At 43.4% G+C, this 24,693-nt stretch carries 21 protein-coding genes; 7 read left to right on the top strand and 14 right to left on the bottom strand.

All coding sequences use genetic code 11. The features are described from left to right. Window positions 1–305 precede the first annotated feature (305 nt). The gene (locus EGV92_RS08490; protein WP_131668834.1) at window positions 306–1,304 is read left to right on the top strand and encodes an LLM class flavin-dependent oxidoreductase; all 999 of its coding nucleotides are present in this window, start codon (window positions 306–308) and stop codon (window positions 1,302–1,304) included. A 197-nt stretch (window positions 1,305–1,501) separates the two neighbouring features. Beyond that, a complete protein-coding gene (locus tag EGV92_RS08485; RefSeq protein ID WP_131668833.1) occupies window positions 1,502–2,089 on the top strand; it encodes a hypothetical protein in 588 nt (195 codons plus the stop codon). Between the two features lie 302 nt (window positions 2,090–2,391). Here EGV92_RS08485 and EGV92_RS08480 read toward each other — a convergent pair whose 3' ends face one another. From EGV92_RS08480 to ispF, 6 genes are all read right to left on the bottom strand, one after another. Continuing rightward, entirely contained in the window at window positions 2,392–3,351 is a 960-nt protein-coding gene (locus tag EGV92_RS08480) for an AEC family transporter (RefSeq protein WP_131668832.1), read from the bottom strand. A gap of 58 nt (window positions 3,352–3,409) precedes the next feature. Next, a complete protein-coding gene (locus EGV92_RS08475) occupies window positions 3,410–3,619 on the bottom strand; it encodes a ChaB family protein (protein ID WP_131668831.1) in 210 nt (69 codons plus the stop codon). Between the two features lie 66 nt (window positions 3,620–3,685). Further along, the gene (gene mnmG, locus EGV92_RS08470) at window positions 3,686–5,584 is read right to left on the bottom strand and encodes a tRNA uridine-5-carboxymethylaminomethyl(34) synthesis enzyme MnmG (protein ID WP_131668830.1); all 1,899 of its coding nucleotides are present in this window, start codon (window positions 5,582–5,584) and stop codon (window positions 3,686–3,688) included. Between the two features lie 339 nt (window positions 5,585–5,923). Continuing rightward, window positions 5,924–6,436, bottom strand: a complete 513-nt coding sequence (locus tag EGV92_RS08465; protein ID WP_131668829.1) for a hypothetical protein — start codon at window positions 6,434–6,436, stop codon at window positions 5,924–5,926. 279 nt (window positions 6,437–6,715) lie between these two features. After that, a complete protein-coding gene (gene grxD / locus EGV92_RS08460; RefSeq protein WP_131668828.1) occupies window positions 6,716–7,069 on the bottom strand; it encodes a Grx4 family monothiol glutaredoxin in 354 nt (117 codons plus the stop codon). Between the two features lie 224 nt (window positions 7,070–7,293). Beyond that, entirely contained in the window at window positions 7,294–7,788 is a 495-nt protein-coding gene (gene ispF / locus EGV92_RS08455; RefSeq protein WP_131668827.1) for a 2-C-methyl-D-erythritol 2,4-cyclodiphosphate synthase, read from the bottom strand. 142 nt (window positions 7,789–7,930) lie between these two features. Between ispF and mnmA the strand changes: the two genes are divergently transcribed. Then, window positions 7,931–9,136, top strand: coding sequence for a tRNA 2-thiouridine(34) synthase MnmA (gene mnmA, locus EGV92_RS08450; protein WP_131668826.1), 1,206 nt, complete (start codon window positions 7,931–7,933; stop codon window positions 9,134–9,136). An 846-nt stretch (window positions 9,137–9,982) separates the two neighbouring features. Further along, window positions 9,983–11,329, top strand: coding sequence for an NADP-specific glutamate dehydrogenase (gene gdhA / locus EGV92_RS08445; protein WP_131668825.1), 1,347 nt, complete (start codon window positions 9,983–9,985; stop codon window positions 11,327–11,329). A gap of 237 nt (window positions 11,330–11,566) precedes the next feature. Here gdhA and EGV92_RS08440 read toward each other — a convergent pair whose 3' ends face one another. The 3 genes from EGV92_RS08440 to EGV92_RS08430 form a co-directional block, all read right to left on the bottom strand. Further along, window positions 11,567–12,346, bottom strand: coding sequence for a hypothetical protein (locus EGV92_RS08440; protein ID WP_131668824.1), 780 nt, complete (start codon window positions 12,344–12,346; stop codon window positions 11,567–11,569). Between the two features lie 171 nt (window positions 12,347–12,517). Continuing rightward, window positions 12,518–12,967, bottom strand: a complete 450-nt coding sequence (locus tag EGV92_RS08435; protein ID WP_131668823.1) for a hypothetical protein — start codon at window positions 12,965–12,967, stop codon at window positions 12,518–12,520. A gap of 17 nt (window positions 12,968–12,984) precedes the next feature. Then, window positions 12,985–13,311, bottom strand: coding sequence for a hypothetical protein (locus tag EGV92_RS08430; protein ID WP_131668822.1), 327 nt, complete (start codon window positions 13,309–13,311; stop codon window positions 12,985–12,987). Between the two features lie 215 nt (window positions 13,312–13,526). Between EGV92_RS08430 and purB the strand changes: the two genes are divergently transcribed. Together purB and EGV92_RS08420 are read left to right on the top strand one after the other, a co-directional pair. Beyond that, complete coding sequence (gene purB, locus EGV92_RS08425; RefSeq protein ID WP_131668821.1) at window positions 13,527–14,927, top strand: adenylosuccinate lyase; 1,401 nt, start codon at window positions 13,527–13,529, stop codon at window positions 14,925–14,927. Between the two features lie 152 nt (window positions 14,928–15,079). Then, a complete protein-coding gene (locus EGV92_RS08420; RefSeq protein WP_131668820.1) occupies window positions 15,080–15,712 on the top strand; it encodes a DUF2238 domain-containing protein in 633 nt (210 codons plus the stop codon). Window positions 15,713–16,063: 351 nt separating this feature from the next. Here EGV92_RS08420 and EGV92_RS08415 read toward each other — a convergent pair whose 3' ends face one another. Further along, entirely contained in the window at window positions 16,064–16,264 is a 201-nt protein-coding gene (locus EGV92_RS08415; RefSeq protein WP_131668819.1) for an NF038104 family lipoprotein, read from the bottom strand. 201 nt (window positions 16,265–16,465) lie between these two features. On the opposite strand from EGV92_RS08415, the gene EGV92_RS08410 reads away from it, so the two are divergent. Further along, window positions 16,466–17,695: a cupin domain-containing protein gene (locus EGV92_RS08410; RefSeq protein WP_131668818.1), complete on the top strand. Its 1,230-nt coding sequence runs from the start codon at window positions 16,466–16,468 to the stop codon at window positions 17,693–17,695. Window positions 17,696–17,847: 152 nt separating this feature from the next. On the opposite strand, the gene EGV92_RS08405 is transcribed toward EGV92_RS08410, so the two are convergent. The 4 genes from EGV92_RS08405 to EGV92_RS08390 all read right to left on the bottom strand — a co-directional run. Further along, window positions 17,848–19,281 (bottom strand): SLC13 family permease, encoded by a 1,434-nt coding sequence (locus EGV92_RS08405; protein ID WP_131668817.1) that lies wholly within the window; start codon window positions 19,279–19,281, stop codon window positions 17,848–17,850. A gap of 283 nt (window positions 19,282–19,564) precedes the next feature. Next, on the bottom strand, window positions 19,565–20,998 hold the full coding sequence (locus tag EGV92_RS08400) for an SLC13 family permease (protein ID WP_131668816.1): 1,434 nt from the start codon (window positions 20,996–20,998) through the stop codon (window positions 19,565–19,567). A 553-nt stretch (window positions 20,999–21,551) separates the two neighbouring features. Then, window positions 21,552–22,418 (bottom strand): OmpA family protein, encoded by an 867-nt coding sequence (locus tag EGV92_RS08395; protein WP_131668815.1) that lies wholly within the window; start codon window positions 22,416–22,418, stop codon window positions 21,552–21,554. Window positions 22,419–22,505: 87 nt separating this feature from the next. Then, window positions 22,506–24,693 (bottom strand): YadA family autotransporter adhesin (locus EGV92_RS08390; RefSeq protein ID WP_207401769.1); only part of this gene is annotated, 2,188 nt, incomplete at its 5' end.

The raw sequence follows: 24,693 nt of genomic DNA, 5'->3' as shown, positions 1-24,693 counted from the left end.
ATGATGCTATCCGTAATAGCAAACCTACCCAGCCTGCTTCAGGAAACTCGCCTTATTATTGGGCGCTAGTCACTAGTGTGGTTCAGGCGGTATTAAGATCAGTGATTACGTACTAGCTTAGCAGCTTGCTGACTAGTGCCACAGCCTTCTAACTTAACCTTTCTTAACCAAGCAGGTATCACTATCAGCACCTGTTTTTTGTTATGAATTACTACTCTAGTATGTTTTATATTGAAATATAGGCCGCTAGTAAGCATATCGTAGGCTAACATTGACTCATAATAGATAGTATTAAAGAGGCTGCCATGAGCATTCCATTGTCCTTTTTAGATTTAGCGCCTGTCCCTGAGGGCAGTACGGCTGCTAAAGGTATTGAGCAAACCGTTCAAATTGCTAAGTTAGCAGAGCAAATCGGCTTAAAGCGCTATTGGCTAGCTGAGCATCACAACATGCCGGGTATTGCCAGTGCTGCGACCTCGGTATTACTCTCGCATATTGGTAGTCAGACCAGCCGCATTCGCATTGGCTCTGGCGGGGTGATGTTGCCCAACCATGCACCGTTAATGGTGGCTGAACAATTTGGCACGCTACAAGCATTATATGGTGACCGAATTGACTTAGGGCTTGGCCGCGCACCAGGAACAGATGGGGCGACCTTCCGCGCGCTAAGACGACAGATGCAAGATGCCGACCGCTTTCCACAAGACGTTCAAGAGCTGCTATTTTTCTTAGGCAAGGATTCAGATACCAGTCCGGTTCAGGCCTTTCCGGGCGCGAATAGTAATGTGCCCGTCTGGATACTCGGCTCGTCGCTGTTTGGTGCGACTTTAGCTGCTAAGCTTGGCCTGCCTTATGCCTTTGCTTCGCATTTCGCACCGTGTATGATGACCCAAGCGATTGCCACTTATCGCGAGCAGTTTGAGCCATCTGAGTATTTAGCTGCGCCTTACGTTATGCTCGCGGCTAATCTGCTACTGGCTGATGATGAGGCCAGCGCGCGCTATCACTTTACCTCGAGTCAGCAAAGTTTCGTGCGCCTGCGCCGGGGCGGCCGTGGTCAGATTCCTAGGCCTGTCGCTAGTATGGACGGCTTTTGGAGTACCGCCGAGCAGGCCATGGTAGATGAGGCACTGTCGGTATCGTTCGTTGGTACTGTACCGCGAGTTCAGACTCTACTGCATCACTTTATTGATGAACATCAACCAGATGAGATGATTGTCACCGCCAATATTTATGAGCAATCAGCGCGGCTTCGCTCTCTTGAATTAGTGCCTGAGCTTAAGATATTTGAATTGGTGAATTAAGCCTTGCGCCAAATACTTATCAAAGATACATTGACTAATAAGCGATATGAAAATCTATAACATCTTGAAGATTATAGAAAACATCTCCAAGCTACTATCTTTTTATGATAGTAACTTATTTATAATTATAACATTGCTCAAAATTAAACTATGATTTATAGTTCGCTATATCAACTATAATATCAAGGTATAAGATAATGTCTAAACAGATTTTATCAGTGACAGTAGCAATATTATTGGTGGGGTGTGGGGGTGGCTATGATACTTTACCTGATACACCAAATGCTGGTAGCGGGCTTACTAGTCACGTTACTAACCCTAACAATGGTTCAAAAGATAAACCTGACTGGAAGTATGGTTCCACTGCTCTTAATGGAGAAACATTCTCGAAAACAGCTACTATCTATGCTATCAACACTTATACAGTCCCTAAATACCCAAATGTACAACAAAAGACATGGGTAAAATTAGAAAAGAGAAAAACAGCAAGTGATGGCGTATCAAAAAGAGTAGTTATTTTTGTGCCTGAAGCCGTTAAATGTACACCATCGTGTGATATTAAGTTTAAATTTAATGGCCAAAATGCTACTTATCGCATGCAGCAGAAAAGTGAAGGTATTTTAACTCTAATAAATTCAGATTATGAGAAAAGCTTATTTAATAAGTTTAGCATGTCAAATACCGCTGTCATCTCATTGCCTTTGGTGGATCTAGAGCAGCCGTTTGACTCCAAATTTAATTTATATGGTTATGATAAGGATAGAATGAAGTTTGTTGGTGAATAATAATTACTGGACTGTTAATAATCAAAACCCTCTTAGATAAGTGGGTTTTTTAGTAGCTAAAATTTGAGACCTTTATAAAACAGAAATCAAGATTAATTATAGTAATTACTAATTCTAACGTAAGATAAATACGTTGATACTGGCTAAAATACGCCGCAGAACTCTACATACTCTCTTTTTTAGAGTTACAGAACTTACTTATTAAATCAAGATAAATTGAGGCAAGTCTACCAGCAGAAGAGTTGTTATAAACGATATAGACTTTAGAATGCCGTCTGCCACGATTTGGTTGAGGTGATACCCTACATCCATCCTATCGCACGTAAGACTGCCGCCCCGATTGCCATAACAAATAATGACACCACTGTGGTAAAAGCCAAAATATTAGCAGCAAGTATCTCATTGCCATCCATTGCCTTAGCCATCACGTAGCTAGCAGCTGCGGTCGGTGACGCTACCATTAAAAACAGCACCCCCATATGCACACCTGATAAGCCAAAGCCCCAACCGACGGCAATGGCAACAAGTGGCGCAATAAATATCCGACCAATGCTCGCCTGCATCGATAGTCCAGATGGGTGCAACATGGACTTCAAATCTATAGTCGCACCAGCACAGATGAGCGCCAATGGCAGCGCAATAGCCGATAGCAAATCACCAGTCTGATGAATCACGCCCGTTAATGGCGGCAAAGACAGCGCCTTGTATATAAAAGCCGCCACTAAAGCAATAATCAGTGGATTGCCAATAAGCTTTTTCACAATTAAAGTAACGCGGCCACGCCAAGTGGTAACACTTTGCGTCGATACACGGCTTAAGGTGATGACCGCTAAGATGTTAAAGACAATAGTCAAGACACCCATGTATACCGCACCGACACTAAGGCCGGTCTCACCATAGGCATTGGCAACCGTAGCCAGACCGATAATTGCCATATTACTGCGGAACACACCTTGGACAAATACGCCTTTGTCTGCCGCTGCACTCACAAAGTACTTGGCATACAGCTCAGAGCCGAGGAACAGTAGTAGCGTGGCGACTAACCCCGCGCCAATTAAGACCAGCTGCTGGCTATAGTCCACCTTACTGTCTGCCACGCTAAAAAATAACAGACAAGGGAGCGCGTAATTAAACACCATTTTGGAAGCTTGATCGATAAAAGGCTTACTGATCTCACCTTGGCGCTGCATAAAAAAACCCAACCCCATCAAGACAAGGTTGGGCAGGACAATCGTTAAGGCAAATATAATAGCAGCAGACATTTAGGGTCCCTATTAAATAGAAGACGCTTATTAAGGCCAATCTAGGCGCAATAGCACGTTATTTATGATCAGGTCTTTTTACCCATTTACCATCGTCGTTTTTTTGGTAGACGTTTTCGACAGCGGCCCAAGCCGTGGCAAACCAGCGTGACTCATCATCATACTGCTCGCTAGCACTATTAAATGCCGCCAGAAATATCTCTTGACCGTGCTTAGGTAGATTAGCAGTGACTTGCTCGGGCAGATCTGACAGCTTGTCGTAAGGCATAATCGTGCTCCATCGTCTGGTAACTGGTTTTAGTTAATGGGTAAGCTTAGCTGTGGTTATACTAGCTTATGACTCACTCAATGCCGCTTGAGCCTTTTTTTGTTTCTTAACAGTCATCGCCAGTATTTGTACCGCTGCTGGCGTCACACCACTGATACGACCAGCCTGAGCTAGGGTGGCTGGTCTAACCTGAGCAAGCTTTTGTACAATCTCATTGGACAACCCAGAGATCACAGAGTAGTCAAAATCTACTGGCAGCTTAGTATTCTCCAAACGCTTCATCTGCTCTACTTCATCGGCCTGACGATCAATATAACCTGCATACTTGACTGAAATTTCTATCTGTTCACCCACTTGGGTAGCGACAGTAGAGCCAGTAATAGCAGCAATATCAGTAAAGTTAATTTGCGGCCGCTTTAGCAAATCATAAGCAGTCGCTTCTTTGGTTAGTACCTCTCCCGTCTGCTCGGTAACTCTAGCGCCCAGCTCATTATTTGGCGCTGCCCATAGATCTTTAAGCCGTGCCGATTCGGTCGCAATCGCAGTCATTTTATCTTGGTAGGCCTGCCAGCGCTCATCACTAATAAGACCAAGCTTACGACCGGTCTCAGTTAAGCGCTGGTCAGCATTGTCTTCACGCAATAATAGGCGGTATTCGGCACGACTGGTAAACATGCGATACGGCTCTTTGGTACCGTGAGTGATTAGATCGTCCACCAAGACACCAAGATAAGCTTGGTCACGGCGTGGGGTCCATGTCTCCATAACTGGATTGTCTTGGGTGGCTAAAGCTGCGTTAATACCTGCCAATAGACCTTGCGCGCCAGCCTCTTCGTAGCCTGTCGTACCATTAATCTGACCGGCAAAATATAGCGCATCAATAGATTTGGTCTCAAGCGTTGGCTTGAGGTTCTGCGGATCAAAATAATCATACTCAATGGCATAGCCTGGACGGGTAATGTGAGCGTTTTCAAGCCCTTTCATGGTATGGATAAAGTCTAGCTGTACATCAAATGGCAAGCTCGTTGAGATGCCGTTGGGATAAAGCTCATTGGTAGTCAGACCTTCAGGCTCAATGAATATCTGATGGCTATCCTTGTCCGCAAAGCGGTGGATTTTATCCTCAATAGAAGGACAATAACGTGGCCCTACCCCTTCAATCTTGCCGGAGAACATAGGCGAGCGGTCTAGGTGCTGGCGGATAATGTCATGCGTCTGGGCATTGGTATGGGTGATAAAGCAATTCACCTGCTCTGGGTGCATACTCACATCACCCATATAGCTCATGACTGGCAGTGGTGTGTCACCAGGCTGTACAGTCATGACACTAAAGTCTACTGATCTGGCATCGATGCGCGCAGGCGTGCCGGTTTTTAGTCGGCCAACTGGCAGCTTAAGCTCGCGAAGACGCTCAGCAAGCTTGATAGAAGGCTGATCTCCTGCACGGCCGCCTTTACTATTATCCAGACCAATATGAATGACGCCGCCCAAGAAGGTTCCTGAGGTCAAAACGACAGTCTGGGTGCGAAATATAATCCCTGTCGCAGTAACTACCGCCGTAGCTTTGCCGTTTTCGACCAAGATATCATCAGCGGCTTGTTGAAATAGGTCGAGATTAGGCTGGTTCTCAAGCGTATGGCGAATGGCAGCTTTATAGAGAATACGGTCGGCTTGCGCGCGCGTCGCCCGAACAGCTGCGCCTTTACGACTGTTTAATACACGGAACTGGATACCAGCTTTATCAGTCGCTAGTGCCATAGCGCCGCCAAGCGCATCAATCTCACGGACCAGATGCGACTTGCCGATACCACCAATGGCTGGGTTACAGCTCATCTGCCCTAAGGTCTCGATATTATGCGTTAGTAGTAGCGTTTTCGCACCCATGCGGGCTGATGCTAGAGCCGCTTCCGTCCCTGCATGACCACCGCCAATGACGACGACATCGTAAGTTTTTGGATATTGCATGTGTGCCTCGCTTGCTTACCTAACACTTAGCTATCTAAGTATCGCTGCTATTTGCGACCAGCTCAGATAGCTTGTCATTAGATTGCTTGTTAGATTACTTAAGATTAACAAATTGTAGGAAGTTAACGCGTACCTATAGCATTAAGTGCTATAAGACTGCTTGGATTGATTACCTAGATTAAGGGAGAACATTATAACAAATTTGGCTGCATCTATATATGACTTCTATACAAAGACAATGCTATCAATCATACCTTTTGTGGGCTTTTGACTTTGGCTTGCGGCTTGAACTCATTGCTACCTTGCACTTGAGACTTTTCTCGCCGTAGCCTCACTCTCCTACTCATTAGGGCTCAACGGTACAATGCGATCTTTTTGACCACTAGCGATATTCACTTGACTGCCATAACCATCAGGATTGACTTGTAAATAAGCATTCATTTTTCCAATCGCATCTCCATCGTTGCTGGCGACTATTCGAGATTTTATCGCTTCTACTGGCGGGATAGGTAGGTTCTTGAGCAAGGATAATAGCTGCTCATTATCACCTTTTTCGACCACCATAGTAATCAGCTGTCTGGCATCAATAGGTAAGTCTGAAGTATTTTGCGCCATTAGTGCCAAGTGATAAGCGCCATAAGTATCTTGATCAGCGACGATACGTCGTTCGATAGCCTTATACGTACCAGCAGTTGCGCCGCCCGCCACGCTGAGCAAGTGAATGCAGCGCAGTGCTGAATCAGGCTCATTATCTGCGATCTCAATAATCTCCACCGACCTGTCTTGCAGTCTTTGACGCTTTTGCTCTAGGGTTTCGGCTGAATTGGGCGTATTTGATAGATTGTCGGTCATAAATATGGTCTCTATTGGGACGATGAGGACGCAATAAATTTGCCATTTATTGCTACTATATTAGTGCTATATAGTGAGAATACTTGGTTACGCTCAAGCGATGCGATTAATGAAGCTTACGAATCTATTGCTTTCAAACTTAAGTCATTTAAATCAGCTATAGATATAGAAGGGCATAACGCCAATGAGCCAGTTAACCTCATAAAAAAACCTAAGCGATGCTGCCATCGCTTAGGTCAAATACTGACGTCTAATAAATCAACAAGTCAAATCAGCACCTTACGCGGCAGGGCTATGCTCTTCAACCAATGGCTTAAGCTCACCAGATTGATACATTTGCAAGATAATATCTGACCCTCCCATTAGCTCACCATTAATCCATAACTGCGGGAATGTCGGCCAGTTAGCGATCTTTGGTAAGGTCGCACGGATTTCAGGATTTTCTAAGATATTAACAAAAGCAAAAGGACGACCAATTTGAGTCAATACTTCAATGGCTTTAGCAGAAAAACCACATTGTGGGAACTGCGGTGTGCCTTTCATGTACAAAATCACTTTATTTTCAGCGATTTGGTTACGAATTAGCTGTTCAATGTCCATGTCTGCTGCATTGCTTTGTGGCTGATCGCTCATAAATAGTCCTTATAGATAAAATAATTTAGTGGTTGGTTTTATAGCTAACGTTCAGTTGAGATTGTCAATCTGCTCAATCAATAAGCGCTAGCCAGCAAGATTAAAAATACTATTCTAGTCTAGGGTTATTAAAAATATGGGGGCGCTTGATAATATTACAACTGTCACACTGTATTCTTAGTGAGGAATAAAACCGTATTTTGTGTGTATTAGGTAGGCTTATCCTAGTTAGACGCCTTCACTAACAATACCACCGCACTGGCCATTATGCCCTCTTGACGACCTGTAAACCCAAGCTTTTCGGTAGTGGTCGCTTTGATGCTAATGTTGTTGATACTGGTCGACAGATCGTCTGCCAAGTTTTGTCGCATCGCTGCATTATGTGGGGCAAGCTTAGGCCGCTCACACATTACGGTGATATCGGCATTGCTAAGCTGATATCCAGCCTCCGTCACCAATTGGTAGACATGGCGCAGCAGTATCCGCGAGTCTAATCCAGCATTGGCCTCATCAGTGTCTGGGAAATGCTGACCAATATCGCCAAGTGCTAACGCTCCTAGCAGCGCATCGGCTAAAGCATGGACTACGACATCGCCATCAGAATGAGCCAACAAGCTATGCGTGTGCTCAATCTCGACACCAGCTAAGATAACAAACTGTTTGGCCTGACCATTATTATGAAACGCATGCACATCAATGCCTTGACCAATCTTAATCATACCCACATTTATCCTTTCGCCAACTGTTACTGCACAAGATAGCATATCAGATACCATAACACCGCTATCTCAATGCGCTATCTTAAGCGTATCAATGTTATAATTGACTTCGAATTTTAACACAGCTTAGCGCCAATTATTTATGTCTGATTCCTTATTTACCTCCGCAGCCTCTACTCTTAACTCTCTACCGCCTTTAAGCTTGGTCGATATCCCTAACCCTAGCAGTACCCGCGTCATTGTCGGTATGTCGGGTGGGGTGGACTCGTCGGTCTCGGCAGTGCTACTACAACAAGCTGGCTTCATCGTCGAAGGCTTGTTTATGAAAAATTGGGAGGAGGACGATGGCACCGAGTATTGTACCGCAATGGCAGACCTTGCTGACGCTCAAGCGGTATGTGACAACATCGGCATCAAGCTACATACGGCTAACTTTGCGATGGAATACTGGGACCGTGTCTTTGAGCATTTCTTAGCCGAATATCAAGCCGGTCGCACACCCAATCCTGATATTCTTTGTAATAAAGAGATCAAATTTAAGGCATTTTTAGACTACGCCTTGACCCTAGGCGCTGACTATATCGCTACCGGTCATTACACCCGCCGAAGCCTCGACTACATAAACGAAGATGGTATTAAAGTGGCTCAGCTACTTCGTGGTCTGGATAACAATAAAGACCAAAGCTACTTTTTGCATGCCGTGGGCGGTGACAAAATTGCCAAGACCTTGTTCCCCGTCGGCGAATTAGAAAAACCTGAAGTGCGTAACATTGCAGAAGCGCACGACCTGATTACCGCAAAGAAAAAAGACTCTACCGGTATTTGCTTTATTGGTGAGCGCCGCTTTAAGGACTTCTTACAGCAGTATCTCCCTGCCCAGCCTGGTGATATCGTCACCGACGATGGCGTAACTTTAGGTCAGCATGACGGCTTGATGTACTACACGCTTGGTCAGCGCGGCGGTATCGGGATTGGCGGTGTCAAAGACCGCCCTGATGAGCCATGGTTTGTGCTAGCAAAAGATCTGGATAATAATCGTTTAATCGTCGGTCAAGGTCATGAGCACCCGATGATGATGAGTCAGTCACTCAAAGCCTACAAGCTTGACTGGGTCGCGCGCAAAGCGCCAAATGACATCTTTACTGAACAAGGACTGCACTGCACAGCCAAGACCCGTTACCGTCAACCCGATCAGCTGTGCTATGTCAAAGCCTTGAATGACGATGGATCAGAAATCAAAGCTGTATTTGACCACCCCCAGCGCGCCGTTACCCCAGGTCAATCGGCCGTATTCTATATTGATGAAGTGTGCTTAGGTGGTGGTGTCATTTGTGCGGTCGATGAATGACTAACCTAGCCACCACCGCTTCTGATCAGCTACTTATCAGTAGAACAAATTACCCTTAGCTCCTTAATCTTAGGCTAAAGAACTAGGGGTATAATGGAGTCTAAATAAAATAAAGTCATCGTAATATGATGTGCCACTGGTATACACCTTACTAGCTGGCTGCGGACGCGCCGACAGAGGCTACGATAAATTCATCCCAGTACCGCTGTATCATTTTTATAACGAACTTACTATAGCAGCTAACGTTTTGCTACTTTACCCAAGTGTTTTAATAAATAAAAGTTTATATTTATGATTTGAACTTAAAAAATAGCTTTATTTAAATTAGCTTAGCAATTGGTTTTAATGACCAAGTATTAGCGAAACGTAAAGTCGCAACTGCTGGCTAAAGACTTTTGCCAATGATTCATCAATGCAGCGGTCTTTAATTAGATTAACCATATCTTGCTGTGTTAAAAAATTCCCCTTGTTAACCAGCCCTCCATTTTAGTAAGCTCTTATTAAATCAAGCCTTTGATTAATATCATATAATTATTCAACCTTTATTTAAAAATCTATTTAACAGTATTTTATTTAATTTTAATTAATTTTTATTTAAAATAAAATAATTAATTTTTATTACTTTAACTATACTTAGGCAAAAATACTGAATTAAAGCTAATTTTTTATTAAATAATTCCAAATAATTACTATTGAATTTTTATTTAAAACTGTAAAATACCTATGAACCAATACTCATTTTTGCCCTAAATCATATTTTTTTAGAGATTATAAAATGTCAAATTATTAAGGTTCATATTCATTTTATTAAGCCATTATTTATAGTTTTAATAAGGACCCGTGTCGATGAGCATGCAAGATGTTATTCAATCCCTTGAAAACCGCTACCCGCACCAACCTGAATTTATTCAGGCAGTAAAAGAAGTGGCCAGCTCCATTAGTGATGCTTATGAAGCCAACTCAGACTATAGCAAATTCAAAGTATTTGAACGTTTGACAGAACCTGACCGTGTGATTAGCTTTAGGGTGAACTGGGAGGATGATGAGGGTAATATTCAAGTAAACCGAGGCTGGCGCGTACAGTTTAGTAATGCTATAGGTCCTTACAAGGGTGGCCTACGTTTTCACCCAACCGTAAACGAATCTGTCCTAAAGTTCCTAGGCTTCGAACAAATTTTTAAAAATGCACTGACCGGACTACCGATGGGCGGTGCAAAAGGTGGCTCTGACTTTGACCCTAAAGGTAAATCAGATAATGAGATCCGCCGCTTCTGTTATGCCTTCATTCGTGAGCTTTATCAGTACATCGGAAAAGATATCGATGTGCCAGCTGGCGACATCGGTGTGGGTGGTCGTGAGGTCAGCTATATGTTTGCTATGTACAAAAACCTCACGCATGAATATGGCGGCGTACTGACCGGTAAAGGTGTCGGCTTTGGCGGTAGCTTAATCCGTACTGAAGCTACGGGCTATGGTGCAGTATATTTCTTAGAAAATATGCTAAGCGCACAAAACGAGACCTTCACTGATAAAAGAGTATTGATCTCAGGTGCGGGTAATGTGGCATTGCACGCGGCAGAAAAAGCGCTGATGTTGGATGCCACGGTATTGACTGTATCTGACTCGCAAGGGACCTTGCATGATCCTGCAGGCTTTACCCAAGAAAAAATTGACTGGCTTAAAGATCAAAAAGCGGCGCGTAAACCTCTAAAAGATTATGTAGAAGAGTTTGGCGGCGAATGGCTTGCTGGTGAAAAACCTTGGCAAATAAAAGGTGATATAGCCATGCCTTGTGCCACACAAAATGAAGTAGACATCGCTGAAGCTGAGCAAATGGTCGCTAATGGCATTAAGTATGTGGTCGAGGGTGCTAATATGCCATTGACTATTGCTGCTATCGACTATATTCGAGAGCAGCACGTACACTATGCCCCTGGTAAGGCTGCTAATGCAGGCGGCGTCGCAGTATCAGGTCTTGAGATGTCACAAAACTCAGTACGCCAGTATCGCAGCTTTGAAGAATTAGACGTTCAGTTAAGACAAATCATGAAGAACATTCATGATGATGCAGCGCGCGCGACTCAGCATCTGCAAGCTGAGAGCACACCTTGTATCGACTATATGGCTGGTGCTAATATTGTCGGATTTAAACGTGCAGCAGATGCTCTAGTAGCCTATGGTGTTTTAAATTAGGCCTTTATAACTAAATAAAGCTACTTAGCAGAGACGCTCTGCCATACATGTAACCGTCTTTAACTATCAAGTGCAATCGATCATAATCGGTTGCACTTTTTTGATGATTGAATGTATAAAGTCATAATGCTAGAAATAGCATTGACTGTGAGATAGGCAATAAGATCGACACTGTGTTCCTAGAATGGGCAGAGGCGTAGTCGATAAGACTGTGCAATGCTACTATCAGAATTTGCTCTATTCAGTGACGTTATAGATATTATAAGTTAGCTGGGCGACAGGCTGCAGCTCAGAGGTGAATTGATAAAAGCGGATATCGTAGCTACTAGGCTGCCAGCCATCGTAAGGCTTGAAGCTCACCCAATTTTGATTGCTATCTGCGACGATGTCTTTTTTCTCAAATAGCAGCACCTGACCTGTCTGATTATTGACCCACTTTACAAATACAAACGGGCTGGCGGGTACTTGACCTTTGGTATCTAAATGCGCATAAATTTTAGCATCTTTATTAATAGTGGATGTGTCCACAGAAGCTGCTGGCATGGTGGGATCCAACGACAGCCTAACCTCCCCTACCAAGCGTTGATTGTCATTAGGCTGATATAGCTCTTCAATCGCGCGCTCAGCAAACCGGCGCTTATCGATGATGACATTGCTAGCATCTTTGGTCATAAACTTATCGACATACTGGCCTAAGACGTAGTCTGGCATCTTATCGATAATTTGTTTCGCTTGCGCTTCTGAGTAGTCATTAATCGATGCTTCGCCGGACGCATTAATATTCTCTATAGAGGGTAATGCTACGTTGTCACTGCTTGTAGGCGCTTTATTATCTGTCATAGTCGTTGATGAATTAGCATCAGAGGTTTGCACGGACGGCTGAGCCATTGAGCTTGACTGCTGCTTGGCTTGCATAACCTCATCCATCTGCCGTTTAGTCATAACAATAAATGTCGTTAGACAACCTACTAAAAAGGCAACTAAGATAGAAGAGAGTAGGATAATTTTATTTTTCATATTCAATAGGTTTCATTTATAAAAAAAAGTATTGGCTCACTATGAAGTCAATACTTTAATTTTTCACCTTTATTTAATTTAGCAAACATGATGTTATTTATTTCATCATATTCGCTAACAACTATCTAGTGAGTATCAGCACGTTATCAACTATAAATAAACTCATTAAAACTAGGGACATTGTAGTATATAATCGTTAATAGGCGTTCCTGATGATATAGTACCTCCTGAACTGTTAAAGTTTCCGACATTACCATCAAGCTGCATTTGACCTGATGTACAAGTAATAATTATATTGGCATCAGCCTTACTGTTTACAAATTTGCAGCTCTTATTATTGTAGCCGGTTACCGTTTTTCCTGAGATTTTACATGCTGTAGTGGTGGTTGTATCTGAAGGCGTGGTTACTTTTTTAGTTAAAGTACATTTATCAGCTTTACACTGAGAGTCGGTTTTACATGTTTTCATTGCCGCTTCTGAAGGGCAACTGTACTGATTTCCATTTGCTATGGTACTCTTAAACGATGAAGTGGATGAACTGCCACTACTGTCACTATCACCGCCACAAGCTGATAGAGCTAAAGCCGCTCCTAACAACACTATTCCAGTCAGTGTTTTCATAAAATTCTCCTTTTAAATTATCTTGCACATCTAAAGTAATATTTACCAAAGCTTAGTGAGTACCCGTATACCGTACCGTCAGATACCTTATTATCTTTTATACATTGATACCGTTGAGTATAAGTGACGTCTTCTCCTTGTGAGGGATACTGCAGTGAGAACACACAACCTTCTGCAGGCACATCGACCAATGCACCATCAACCTTGCAAGTAGTCTTAGGCAACACTTTACCAAAGGTTCTATAACTCGAACTGTTAGTATCACCACTACTGTCACTATCACCGCCACAAGCTGATAAAGCTAAAGCCGCTCCTAACAACACTATTCCAGTCAGTGTTTTCATAATTATCCCTTACATGCGTAAATTATAATAAAGCCCAACTAATATCTAGCTTGCTTGCTTTGTACTTGAAATATAACAGCTTTCTAAACTTTAGTAAATTACTTTACACTTTATTACTCATCACTATTTTATGCTAACTCTTGTTATAATAATGCCCTAAAATTGATCTGCTTACCTCATTATTGATTTCAACCCACAATACCTAAGGCACTATTATGACCCCTCTTACCGCACTCTCCCCTATCGACGGCCGCTATGCGAGTAAAGCTGATAGCTTACGACCCTATCTGTCTGAGTTCGGACTAATTAAAGCTCGAGTGACCGTTGAGATTCGTTGGTTACAGATGCTAGCTAAAAATGCGGGGATTACGGAGCTTGACACATTTGATAGTGAGACCACAGCTTTTCTAGACGCTATTGTAGACAACTTTAGTGAGGCGGATGCTCAGGCTATTAAAGATATTGAGAAAACCACCAATCATGACGTCAAAGCCGTTGAGTATTTCATCAAAGATAAATTCCGTGGTAATGCCAAGCTTGAGGACAGCCTTGAGTTCATCCATTTTGCTTGTACCTCAGAAGATATTAACAATTTATCGTATGCGCTGATGCTTAAAGACAGCCGTGCCATCGTTCTCGATAAGATGCAGCAAGTTACCGACGCCCTTGTTACTCTAGCCAAGACCCATGCTGATCAGCCGATGCTGTCACGTACTCACGGTCAGACTGCTAGCCCGACTACGTTGGGTAAAGAGATAGCCAATGTCGCCTATCGTCTAGCACGGCAAATTAAACAAATCAAACAAGTCGAGCTGCTAGGTAAAATTAATGGCGCGGTCGGTAACTATAATGCTCACTACTCAGCCTACCCTGATATCGACTGGCAACAAGTGGCAGAGCAGTTCATCACGCAAAGCTTAGGGCTGACCTTTAACCCATATACTACGCAGATTGAGCCGCACGATTATATCGCTGAGCTATTTGACGCCGTGCGCCGCTTCAATACTGTATTGATCGATTTTAACCGTGATATTTGGCAGTACATTAGCTTAGGCTATTTTAAGCAAAAGCTAAAAGAGGGCGAAGTTGGCTCTTCTACCATGCCGCATAAAGTAAACCCAATTGACTTTGAAAATTCCGAGGGCAACCTAGGTGTTGCTAACGCTATGCTTGCCCACTTAGGCGAGAAATTGCCCATTTCAAGAATGCAGCGTGACCTATCCGACTCGACGGTACTACGTAATATCGGTGTGGGACTGGCCCAAAGTATGATTGCCTTTGACGCCTGCCTAAAAGGAATTGGTAAATTAGAAGTGAATCCTGCTCGTCTTGATAGCGACTTAGACAATGCTCAAGAAGTACTGGCTGAACCTATCCAAACTGTGATGCGTCGCTACCGAGTAGAGAATCCTTACGAGAAGCTTAAAGCCTTGACTCGTGGTCAAGCGATGACTCGTGACGACATGCTGACTTTTGTAGATGGTAACGAACTAGATACCGTCGCTGAAGATGCTAAATCACGCCTTCGCGAGCTGACACCAGCGACTTATACCGGTAACGCGGCTGAGCAAGCACGCGCCATCGATACGCATATCGCTAACCTGAACGAAAAGTAAGCGTTTGCTACTTAAAAAGTTTCATTTATTATCATTGGCTAAGCGTTGTTTAAGACGCTTAGCTTTTTTTATTAATAAATGCTAAGGATAGGCCTGTGAGAGTACAACGTGGAAGTAGTGTTCACCTAATAGCATTTTGGAAGTCATAAACCATGCTTAAATGGCCTAAAACTGTTCTAGTTAGCTCTTTTGTAGTGATTATAGTCATGCTGCTTGCCAGCATTGAGCCATTAGAATGGTCAAGCTACCTCTTGCATCAAGCTGGTACCTTGATTTTTATGGCGATGATGCTTACGGCTTATCGTTATTTATCTATTGGCACCCATGCTTATAGTCTCTCCATGTTATTTTTGCTAATTCATATCATTGGTGCGCGCTATCTGTATTCATATGTGCCTTATGATGACTGGTCGCATGCGCTATTGGGCTTCAAGTTAACCGACTACTTTGGCTGGCAGCGCAATATGTACGATAGGCTGGTGCATTTTAGCTATGGCTTGCTGTTATTCGCGGCGATGTACAATGGCTTAAAGGCTATCTTACGCCTACCCTCCCCGCGTCAGCTTATCGCCATTACGCTACTACTAAATATGGCTTCAAGCATGCTCTATGAGTTGTTTGAATGGGGTATTGCGATGACCTTATCTGCAGAGGATGCAGAAGCTTATAATGGTCAACAAGGCGATATGTGGGACGCTCATAAAGACATGGCGTTGGCATTGTTAGGCGGCCTGATTAGTGCTGTCCTTTATACCTTCACGCCGTTAAAAAGAGTGCTTCGTTAGTTGTGGAGCAAACATCTTGTTGTTAAATTTTTTCTAGAACAATTAGTTTCTGTTAGCTGTCTTTTAAGTAACTTCGTTGCCGTATTTGTGGATAGTCAGAAAATGTCACTACTCTTTTTCATGGGTATACTGAAGAGGTGGTTGTAGCTTTTTATCCAATGCTATCTTATGCATTATTACTAGAGGGGAATTTGATTAGGGTTGTACAAGGTTGCTGCGTTATAATATCGCTTGGCTAGATCAAGTTAATATTACAATTGGTTTATAGCAGGCAAGACAATGTCCGCCTTCTTATAAACGCGGACTTGCTAACCTGTCTTTATTGTTAATTAGAGTCGTTAGCGCTTTGTGCTACTTCTTCTTTTTACCTTTATCATCGCCTTCATCGTCATCTCCACCCGGAATGATGGCTTTACCTACGGCAACAGTTCCTTTGACCACACCTTTGGTGGTTTTATAGGCTACCTTGGCCGGAACAGTGACTATCTTGTGGACGCAAGCCTGCAGAAATAAAGTACTGATAAGCATTATAATAAGTGCAAAGGGTTTCATAAATTTCCTAATATTAGGGGTATGGTATTAACGCCATAGGATTAAAAGTATCGTACTGAACAGCTCATTTTTATAAGCCAGTTGCTAACGCAATCATAAACCATTCACCTGTTTTTCTAAAGCTGCCTATTATTTTTATTCTACTTCTGAATTCTTAACAATACCTAACTACCTTGATAGACCAACGATCCGGATTTACCCATGACTTCTCCAAAATTCTGTTTACCCGATAGCATAACCCCCGCCCAGTTTCTAGCTGAATACTGGCAAAAAAAACCCCTCCTGATTAAGCAAGGACTGCCCCAGCTGATCGGCATGTTCGAACCTGAAGATATTTTGGGCTTAGCTTTAGATGAAGAAGCGCTTGCCCGTCTCTTGATAAATAAGCCGAATAATTCGCAAGGCTCAACGCCGCAGTGGACGGTCAAAAAGACACCACTGAATGAGGATGATTTTGCACCGCTACTTGCCCAGACCAATAATAGTAGCCGTCAAGGCACAAAGAACTATAGCAACTGGACAGTACTGGTGCAAAACTTAGAGCAGTGGTCACCGGAGCTGGGGCAGCTGTGGCGAGCGTTTGACTTCATCCCGCAGTGGCAACGTGATGATATTATGGTTTCTTTTGCCCCTGAAGGTGGCTCCGTTGGCAAACATTATGATGACTACGATGTCTTTTTAGCGCAAGGCTTTGGCCGCAGACGCTGGCAATTAGGCAAATACTGCGATGAGACTACGGCGTTTATTCCAAATGAGCCGATTCGAATCTTTGATGATATGGGCGAGATTATATTTGATGACGTATTAGAAGCTGGCGATGTACTGTATGTACCGCCCAAATTATCCCATTACGGGGTGGCCGTCGATAACTGCTTGACCTTCTCATTTGGTTTTCGTCGCCCTAACCTAATGCAGATACTCGACAGCTTAGCTGATGTGGCGACCAGTGAGCAGGCATTATTTGTGCCCATGCTACTTGAGCAATCTCTTCAGCCTTCAGGTCAACTACAAGCTGATAGTATTGAGCAAATCAAAGCCCAGCTAATCGACATGCTAACCTCTGAGCGTGGCGATGATTTGATACGTCAAGCGGTGAGTGAAGTTGTGAGTAAGCGTCAATACGATCTGCTAATCCCCGAAGAGACTATCGATACTGATGAATTAGCGCATGCTTTAGCAGAAGGGGCAACGATCCATATTGATTATAGTAGCCGACTGCTCTATAGCAATATTGATGGCGAGTGTACTTTATTTGCCAATGGTCAACGTCTTGATGGTCTTAGCTGCACCGAGGCGTCATTGCTCAGACAGCTGGCGGATGGCGAGTCGTTAACGCAAGCCGACTTATGCAATGAGGATCATGGCATAGAGCTTGCTACCGTCATGGTTTGGCTTGAGAATGGTTGGGTTTGGCTGAATGAGGCAAATTAACTCATCATGACTGAAGTGAATTAAACTATAATATTTGCTTAGGTTATTTTGGTTTTATTATCAGCTTGCCTTGTTAAGCGCTATAAAATAAAAACCGCTGATGAACTCAGCGGTTTGTTGTATAGTCTTTTGCTCTATTGAGACAGGCCTAGTTATAACAAAAAGAAATAAGCCCAGCAGCCGACTAACACTATCGCCACTATATTTAGAACCATACCTACGCGGATCATCTCAGACTGTTTAATCAGCCCTGTCCCATAGACGATGGCATTTGGCGGCGTGGCTACTGGTAGCATGAAGGCACAAGAAGCACCGATACCGATAATCATCACCAGCACTTCATGCGGTAGACCCATTTGTTCAGCAATAGCCAAAAACACTGGCACTAGCAAGGCCGCTGACGCGGTATTGGAAGCAAACTCCGTTAAAAAAATAATAAAGGCGGCAATCGCTAACATGACCAATATTAGTGGAGCACTAATTAAGGCATTGGCAACTGTCTCGCCCATGACCAAAGAGGCACCTGAGAACTTTAGTACATTGGACAAGGCGATACCGCCCCCGAATAGCATGAGTACGCCCCAGTCAGTATTGTCCGACACTTGCTTCCAAGATACTAGCCCGACACTGACTACGACTGCGGCAGCACTAAGAGCAATGACAGAATCCATCTTGGAGATATCAAACATCGCGCCGAGCTTTTTACTCATAATCCACGACGCTGCCGTTAATATGAAAACAATGATCGTCAGAATCCGCGGCGTGGTCCATGGGATAGCTTCTGATTGTGATGGGTTGAATCGCAGTTTTAAGTTGGGTTTTAGGACAAAATACATGACTGCTAATAGCAATGGCGTCAATATTAACATCATGGGAATACCGAACTTCATCCAGTCGATGAAGGTCAAGCCCAAAGCCTCGGCAGCGATAGCATTAGGCGGTGAGCCCACTAGCGTTCCTAATCCACCAAGATTCGCTGAATAAGCAATTCCAAGCAAGATAAAAACGAAAGTACCCCGATCTTTTTCACGATCGATTTGTGACAACATGCCGATAGCAAGCGGTAGCATCATGGCCGCCGTAGCCGTATTCGATATCCACATGGATAGCAAGGCAGTAGCGATAAAAATAAGGATCACTGCCGTGCTTAGTCGGCCGCCTGATAGCGAGATAATCTTAAGAGCAATCTTCTTATCGAGTTGCTGAACGTTTAATGCCGCTGCCAAAGCAAAGCCACCAAAGAAGATATAGATAATTGGGTTAGCGAAGCTAGCCAGTGCCGTGGTTGTATCGAAGTCAGGAATACCAACAGCGACCCCAATGACTATGACCAAGATAGCAGTAATAGTGACATGCACGGCTTCAGTAAGCCATAATGTCCCAATAAAGACCAACACTGCCAGACCTTTATTGACATTAGTCTCAAAAGGAAGGGTATTAAAAATAATAATACTGATAATAGCCGCGACAGCTAGGATAATTAGACCTTTTTGCGTCCCTTTTGGAAAAGGGTCATTATCCGGACTCTCACGAGTATTGTCTGGTGGCGGGGTCGCAAATTGATGATTTGATGAATTTTTAGACATATTAATTCCCTTTAATATAATAATATTGCAAATTTTTTGTAATACTATAACAAATAGTTGCAGAAATTAATACAAGCTCATAATAAATAACAAACTTAAGTTTACTAATAACCGATTTAGCGGTACTGTGATGAATTTTTTGCAGACTTAGCCAGCGGTTGACCATAAAAAAAGCCAGATACTTTTAGTATCTGACTCAGTTAACATCTCAAAATATGATAAGAAGAAACGGTGATTTTATGTAATAAATATCATGCCAATCAACTGATAAGCAAACTCGGCATTACATCAAAAAGAAATATGCCCAGCAACCAACAACAATAGTAGCCACGATATTTAGAATGATACCTACCTTAACCATCTCCGCTTGTCTAATAAGACCAGTACCATAGACAATCGCATTAGGCGGAGTGGCCACAGGCAACATAAAGGCACAAGAAGCGCCAATCCCGATAATCAATACTAAGACTTCTTCAGGCAGTCCCATATGCTGAGCAATCGCCATAAATACTGGCACTAATAAAGCTGCTGACGCTGTATTAGAAGCAAACTCCGTCAAGAAAATGATAAACGCTGAGATAGCTATCATAACCAGCAATAGTGGAGCGGCGACTAACAAACTAGCAACAGTCTCCCCCATTACCAATGAAGCGCCTGATAGCTCAAGGACGTTGGATAGTGCAATACCTCCACCGAATAGCATGAGCACGCCCCAATCCGTATTATCAGAGACCTGCTTCCAAGATACCAAGCCTAAACTGACCACTGCAGCCGCAGCGGCTAAAGCAATAATCGAATCAATACTAGCAATTCCGGTAGCATCTCCGATTTTCTTACTCATTATCCACGAACCAGCAGCAAGAATAAAAATAATGATGGTTAGGATTCTAGGTAGCGTCCAAGGAATGTCATCCGAATGCTCCACATTGATTTGTACTTTAAGATTGGGTCTCAATACCAGATACATCACCCCGATGAGCAGTGGTGTCAAAACCAGCATCATTGGAATACCGAACTTCATCCAATCGACAAAGGTAAGATCAAGTGCTTTTGCGGCAATGGCATTCGGCGGTGAGCCTACTAAGGTCCCTAGACCACCAAGACTTGCGGCGTAAGCGATACCAAGTAGCACGAATACAAAGGTACCACGGTCGTTTTCGCGGTCAACCTGTGACAGCATACCGATGGCAAGCGGCAGCATCATAGCAGCTGTAGCCGTATTGGATATCCACATCGACAAGATAGCCGTCGCCGAAAATATTAATAGCACGGCCGTGCCTAATCTACCACCTGATAAAGAGATAATCTTCAAAGCGATTTTACGATCTAGCTGCTGCACATGAAGTGCTGCTGCAAGAGCAAAACCACCAAAAAAGATATAAATAATGGGATTAGAAAAACTGGCAAGGGCGCTGGTAGTATCGAAATCAGGAATACCAATCACCACACCGATAATCATGACTAAAATGGCCGTAATAGTGACATGAACGGCCTCAGTTAACCATAACGCTCCAATGAAAACTAACATTGCCAAGCCTTTATTGGCGTTAGTATCAAAGGGCAGTACATTGTATATAATAACGCTGATAATGGCCGCTATAGCAAAGATAATCAGTCCTTTGCCAGTGCCCTTAGGGAAGGTATCTGTAAACAGATATTCATTGCCATCATGCGGAATATGGCTATCAAGGTTATTACGGGGTTGTAATTCTGACATAAAAAATCCTTTTCCCATAAAGTCATCATCAATTCTGAATCAAAACATGCCTTAATTAGACACAGCTGCTTCAAGATGATTTCAATACAATAAAAATCAACCAACGACGATTATGACGCTGATTCAAGACATTCAACATGGATAAATTCTGAGTTGATTGGGGGTAAAATAGTCCCGGAACTTTAGATTTCTAAGAAGTGGGCGCTGGTTGAAAAACAGTACAAGCTTAAAATTATCAGCCACTTAATTCAAAAGATATCAAATAATATATTGACTATTTTGTAACTATTATAAGCCGAGTTAATTTATGAAAATAGTCCACTACCTCAAAAATTGCCTTATTATTTAAAATAAATTCTATTTTTTAATCAAAATCACCTCAGCTATTAAGAAACATTAATTTTTATCTTTAATTGATTAAAAATTAGCACTTTAATCTAAAATTCCCTCAACCTATAAAAAAAACCGCTGATTATCATCAACGGTTTTTACCTATAGAGAGTACTACTCTTATCACGATAGTTTCTGTCATGATAAGTTAGGGCGTAAATGCTTACTGAGGATCATAAACCTTGACGATGACCTCTACTCGGCGGTTTGGTTGTAAACAGTCAATCAACGCTTGACCTTTCACCTCTGAACATTGCGCCAATGGATTGGCCTCACCTCTTCCCGCTGCTGTAATGGTACTGGCATCGACACCTTGAGAGATAAGATACTGACGCACTGTCTGCGCGCGCTGATTAGATAGCTCCAAGTTATAAGCATCATCACCTAAATGGTCCGTATACCCTATCACTGAAACTTGGCTATTACCTTGATTTTGATAGCGTCTTAACACGGCCGCAAGCTCGTTAAGTGACTGCCTCCCGTTGGCTGTCATGTACTCAGTTTGCCATTGATCAAAATCAAAGAGCGTGTCTGCAGCCAAATTGATTTGTTCTTTAACAGCTGGCGCTACGACAACTGGAGCCGACTCGCTAGGCTTATCAATCTGTGCATACTTGGCACAATCTGCAGGCTGCCAATAAAACTGCTGAGCTATATAGTCTTTATCAAAGATGACCTTATATTGGCAAACCTTAATTGACTCGTCTTCTTGATAGAACTTAAAGATATAATCCCACTCACGAGCATGTTGCGCTTCACTAAAGTGTGGACGGCCAATAAGCTGATACAAATCATCCTTACTGACACCTGGGCGTATTTTACTTAAGTTCTCACTGTTAGGAAACTGGCCATCTTTTTGCCACGCTTGCTGCAACTCAGGAAATACTAAGTCTGAGGTAGCCACTTGACCTTCACTACTAATGTTACTACTGAGTGAGCTGGTACAGCCCGTCCCTAGTAGTAGCCCCGTAAGTGTCGTTGCTAGCGCTAGAGATTTTAATACACTGGTCGTTTGGGTATTCTTGTTCATTTTTATTCCTTGATTAACTAATATAAGAGCTGCTAGTAGTACCGGAGTACTCCCCAGTCCTACTAGCCTGATAAAGTCTCGTCCAACTTACCAGTGCATGCCTATACCAGCAGCTGCACCTGCATTGCCTTCGGTATCGGCCGAACCATTAATCTTAAATACCCAGCGGCCATTGTCAGACAGCTTGGAGACACCGACTGCCACTGCGCCCTCGCCGTTGTAGCTTGCGATACCACCAGATATCATACTCTTACCTGGTAAGTAGGCTTGCGGCATAGAGGCCATCGCCATTGCTGATGAGATACCCGCATTGGCCTCTTTTCTGACACCATCAAGCTTGTAGCCAAGCTCGTTGACACCATTAGCCACCTGCGTAATAGCGCGGTTGGTCTCGTACAGCTGACCACCATTGATAGCATCGGTGCTGCCTTCGCTGACCTTACCTGGTGCGACGTTGGTCACGGCATAGTCACCAGCGCTAATGCCCTCAACTGTCACTTGTGGTCCATTAGTATTCACATTGTCATTGCCTTTATTATTGGCAAAAGTAATACCTTTAGAGCTGTATATGGCAGAGTTTTCGCCATCAGTGACCGTTACGCCTTCAGCTGTAGAGGTGGTCTTATTACCCGCCGCATCTTTAACAGTAGCGCCTTTAGCAGTAGTAATATTTTGATTGCCATCTGCATCAGCTATTGTCGTGCCTTTAGCACCATAGTTGCTGCTATTACCCGCTGCATCTTTAACACTAGTACCGGCAGTATCTAGGGTCGTAACGTTACCTTTACCGTCATCTGCAGTGACTGACTGGACAGAAATATTATCATTAAGCGAGACCTTCACCCCATCTGCCGTTGTCTGAGTACTGATATTATCATCACCAGTGACATTAACTGTCTCACCAAGCTGATAGTTATTAGCAGATGACCCATCACCAATATTCAGACCTTTGCTGACATTACCAGAGGTAGATGAGATATTGTTAGCTAGCTTCTCGATAGCTTTATTAGTGCCATATAACTGACTGCCGTTAATAGCATCAGTACTGTCTGCGCTAATCAAACCAGCTGCGACATTTTGAACACGGCGTTCGCTACCTGCATCACCAACAGTCACTACACCTGCCGCGTTTCCGCCTGCATAGTTATAAGTATCACCATTAATCTTGCTTTGCTTATATTCGGTGGTACCTGCCGTTGCTTTATTAGCCTCGGTATAAGCTGCTGACTTCGCGCCAAGGTTCACCGAATTATTTGCTGTTTTGCTGACGTTATTACCAAGGACAAAGCTGTTATCTGATTTGACCTTATTGTCATTACCTATTGAATAGCTACTGTTACCACTAACGGTTGATGGATCACCGATAGCACCAGATCCTGACCCAGTAACCTCGTTACCTGTACCAATGGCGATACTGTCAGAGCCTGTTACCGTCGAGCCTTTACCAATGGCGATACCGTTCTCCGCTTGATAACCGACCTTAGCTTGATAACCAATAGCTGTACTGTAGGCACCGCCAGCGCTTGAATCTATATTGTTCGATCCTTCTTTAGGTATTTCGGTGCCAGGATTCTCGTTATTAACGTGGATGAACTTAATACCTTCCTCATTCATCTTATTAATCGCTCCGATAACGGAGTTATTCACGTATTCAGCTTGATCAGCGACATTATAGGTAATTAACGCTTTCTGACCTTCTCTAGTTAGGTTGCCTTGCTTATCTACCAAACTGTCATCTTGACCACCCAAAGCTTGAGTCACGTTAGTAACGTTATGGCTGACATTAGTCACATTGCTCTGTACTTGAGTCAGATCACCTACCGTAGCGGCATTGCTCCACTGCGCACTGCTTGAGCCTTCGGTTTTTATTGCATCCAGTGTCTTACCTTCAAGACCACTTGCAACGTCTCTAATGACGGTTTTGCCAGCATTGATACCGTCTTTAGTGACACTTGGCACACCTGATAAAGTATCACCTGTCGAGGTATTGATAAATGTCAAACCTTGTGCATCATATCTAGCACCATTGTCATTACCATCAATCACCGTCATACCGTTTGCTGCTGTTACTGTCTTATTGCCAGCTCCGTCATTAACGGTAACACCGGCACTGTTAGTCACTGTATTGCCAGTCGTTACGCTACCTGCATCACCTAAGTCAAGCGTCTTCTTCAGGCTGTATTTGATGGTGTTGCCGGATTTCACGACAGCTAGGTTGTTCTCACCATCTGCTGTGCCGATATCTACTGTGTCGCCCGCTTTAATCGCTGCGCCA

This window comes from Psychrobacter pygoscelis, from assembly GCF_004335015.1.
Taxonomy (GTDB): domain Bacteria; phylum Pseudomonadota; class Gammaproteobacteria; order Pseudomonadales; family Moraxellaceae; genus Psychrobacter; species Psychrobacter pygoscelis.
Note: the sequence above shows the minus strand (reverse complement) of the source record. Positions and strands in the feature narration are given on the sequence as shown.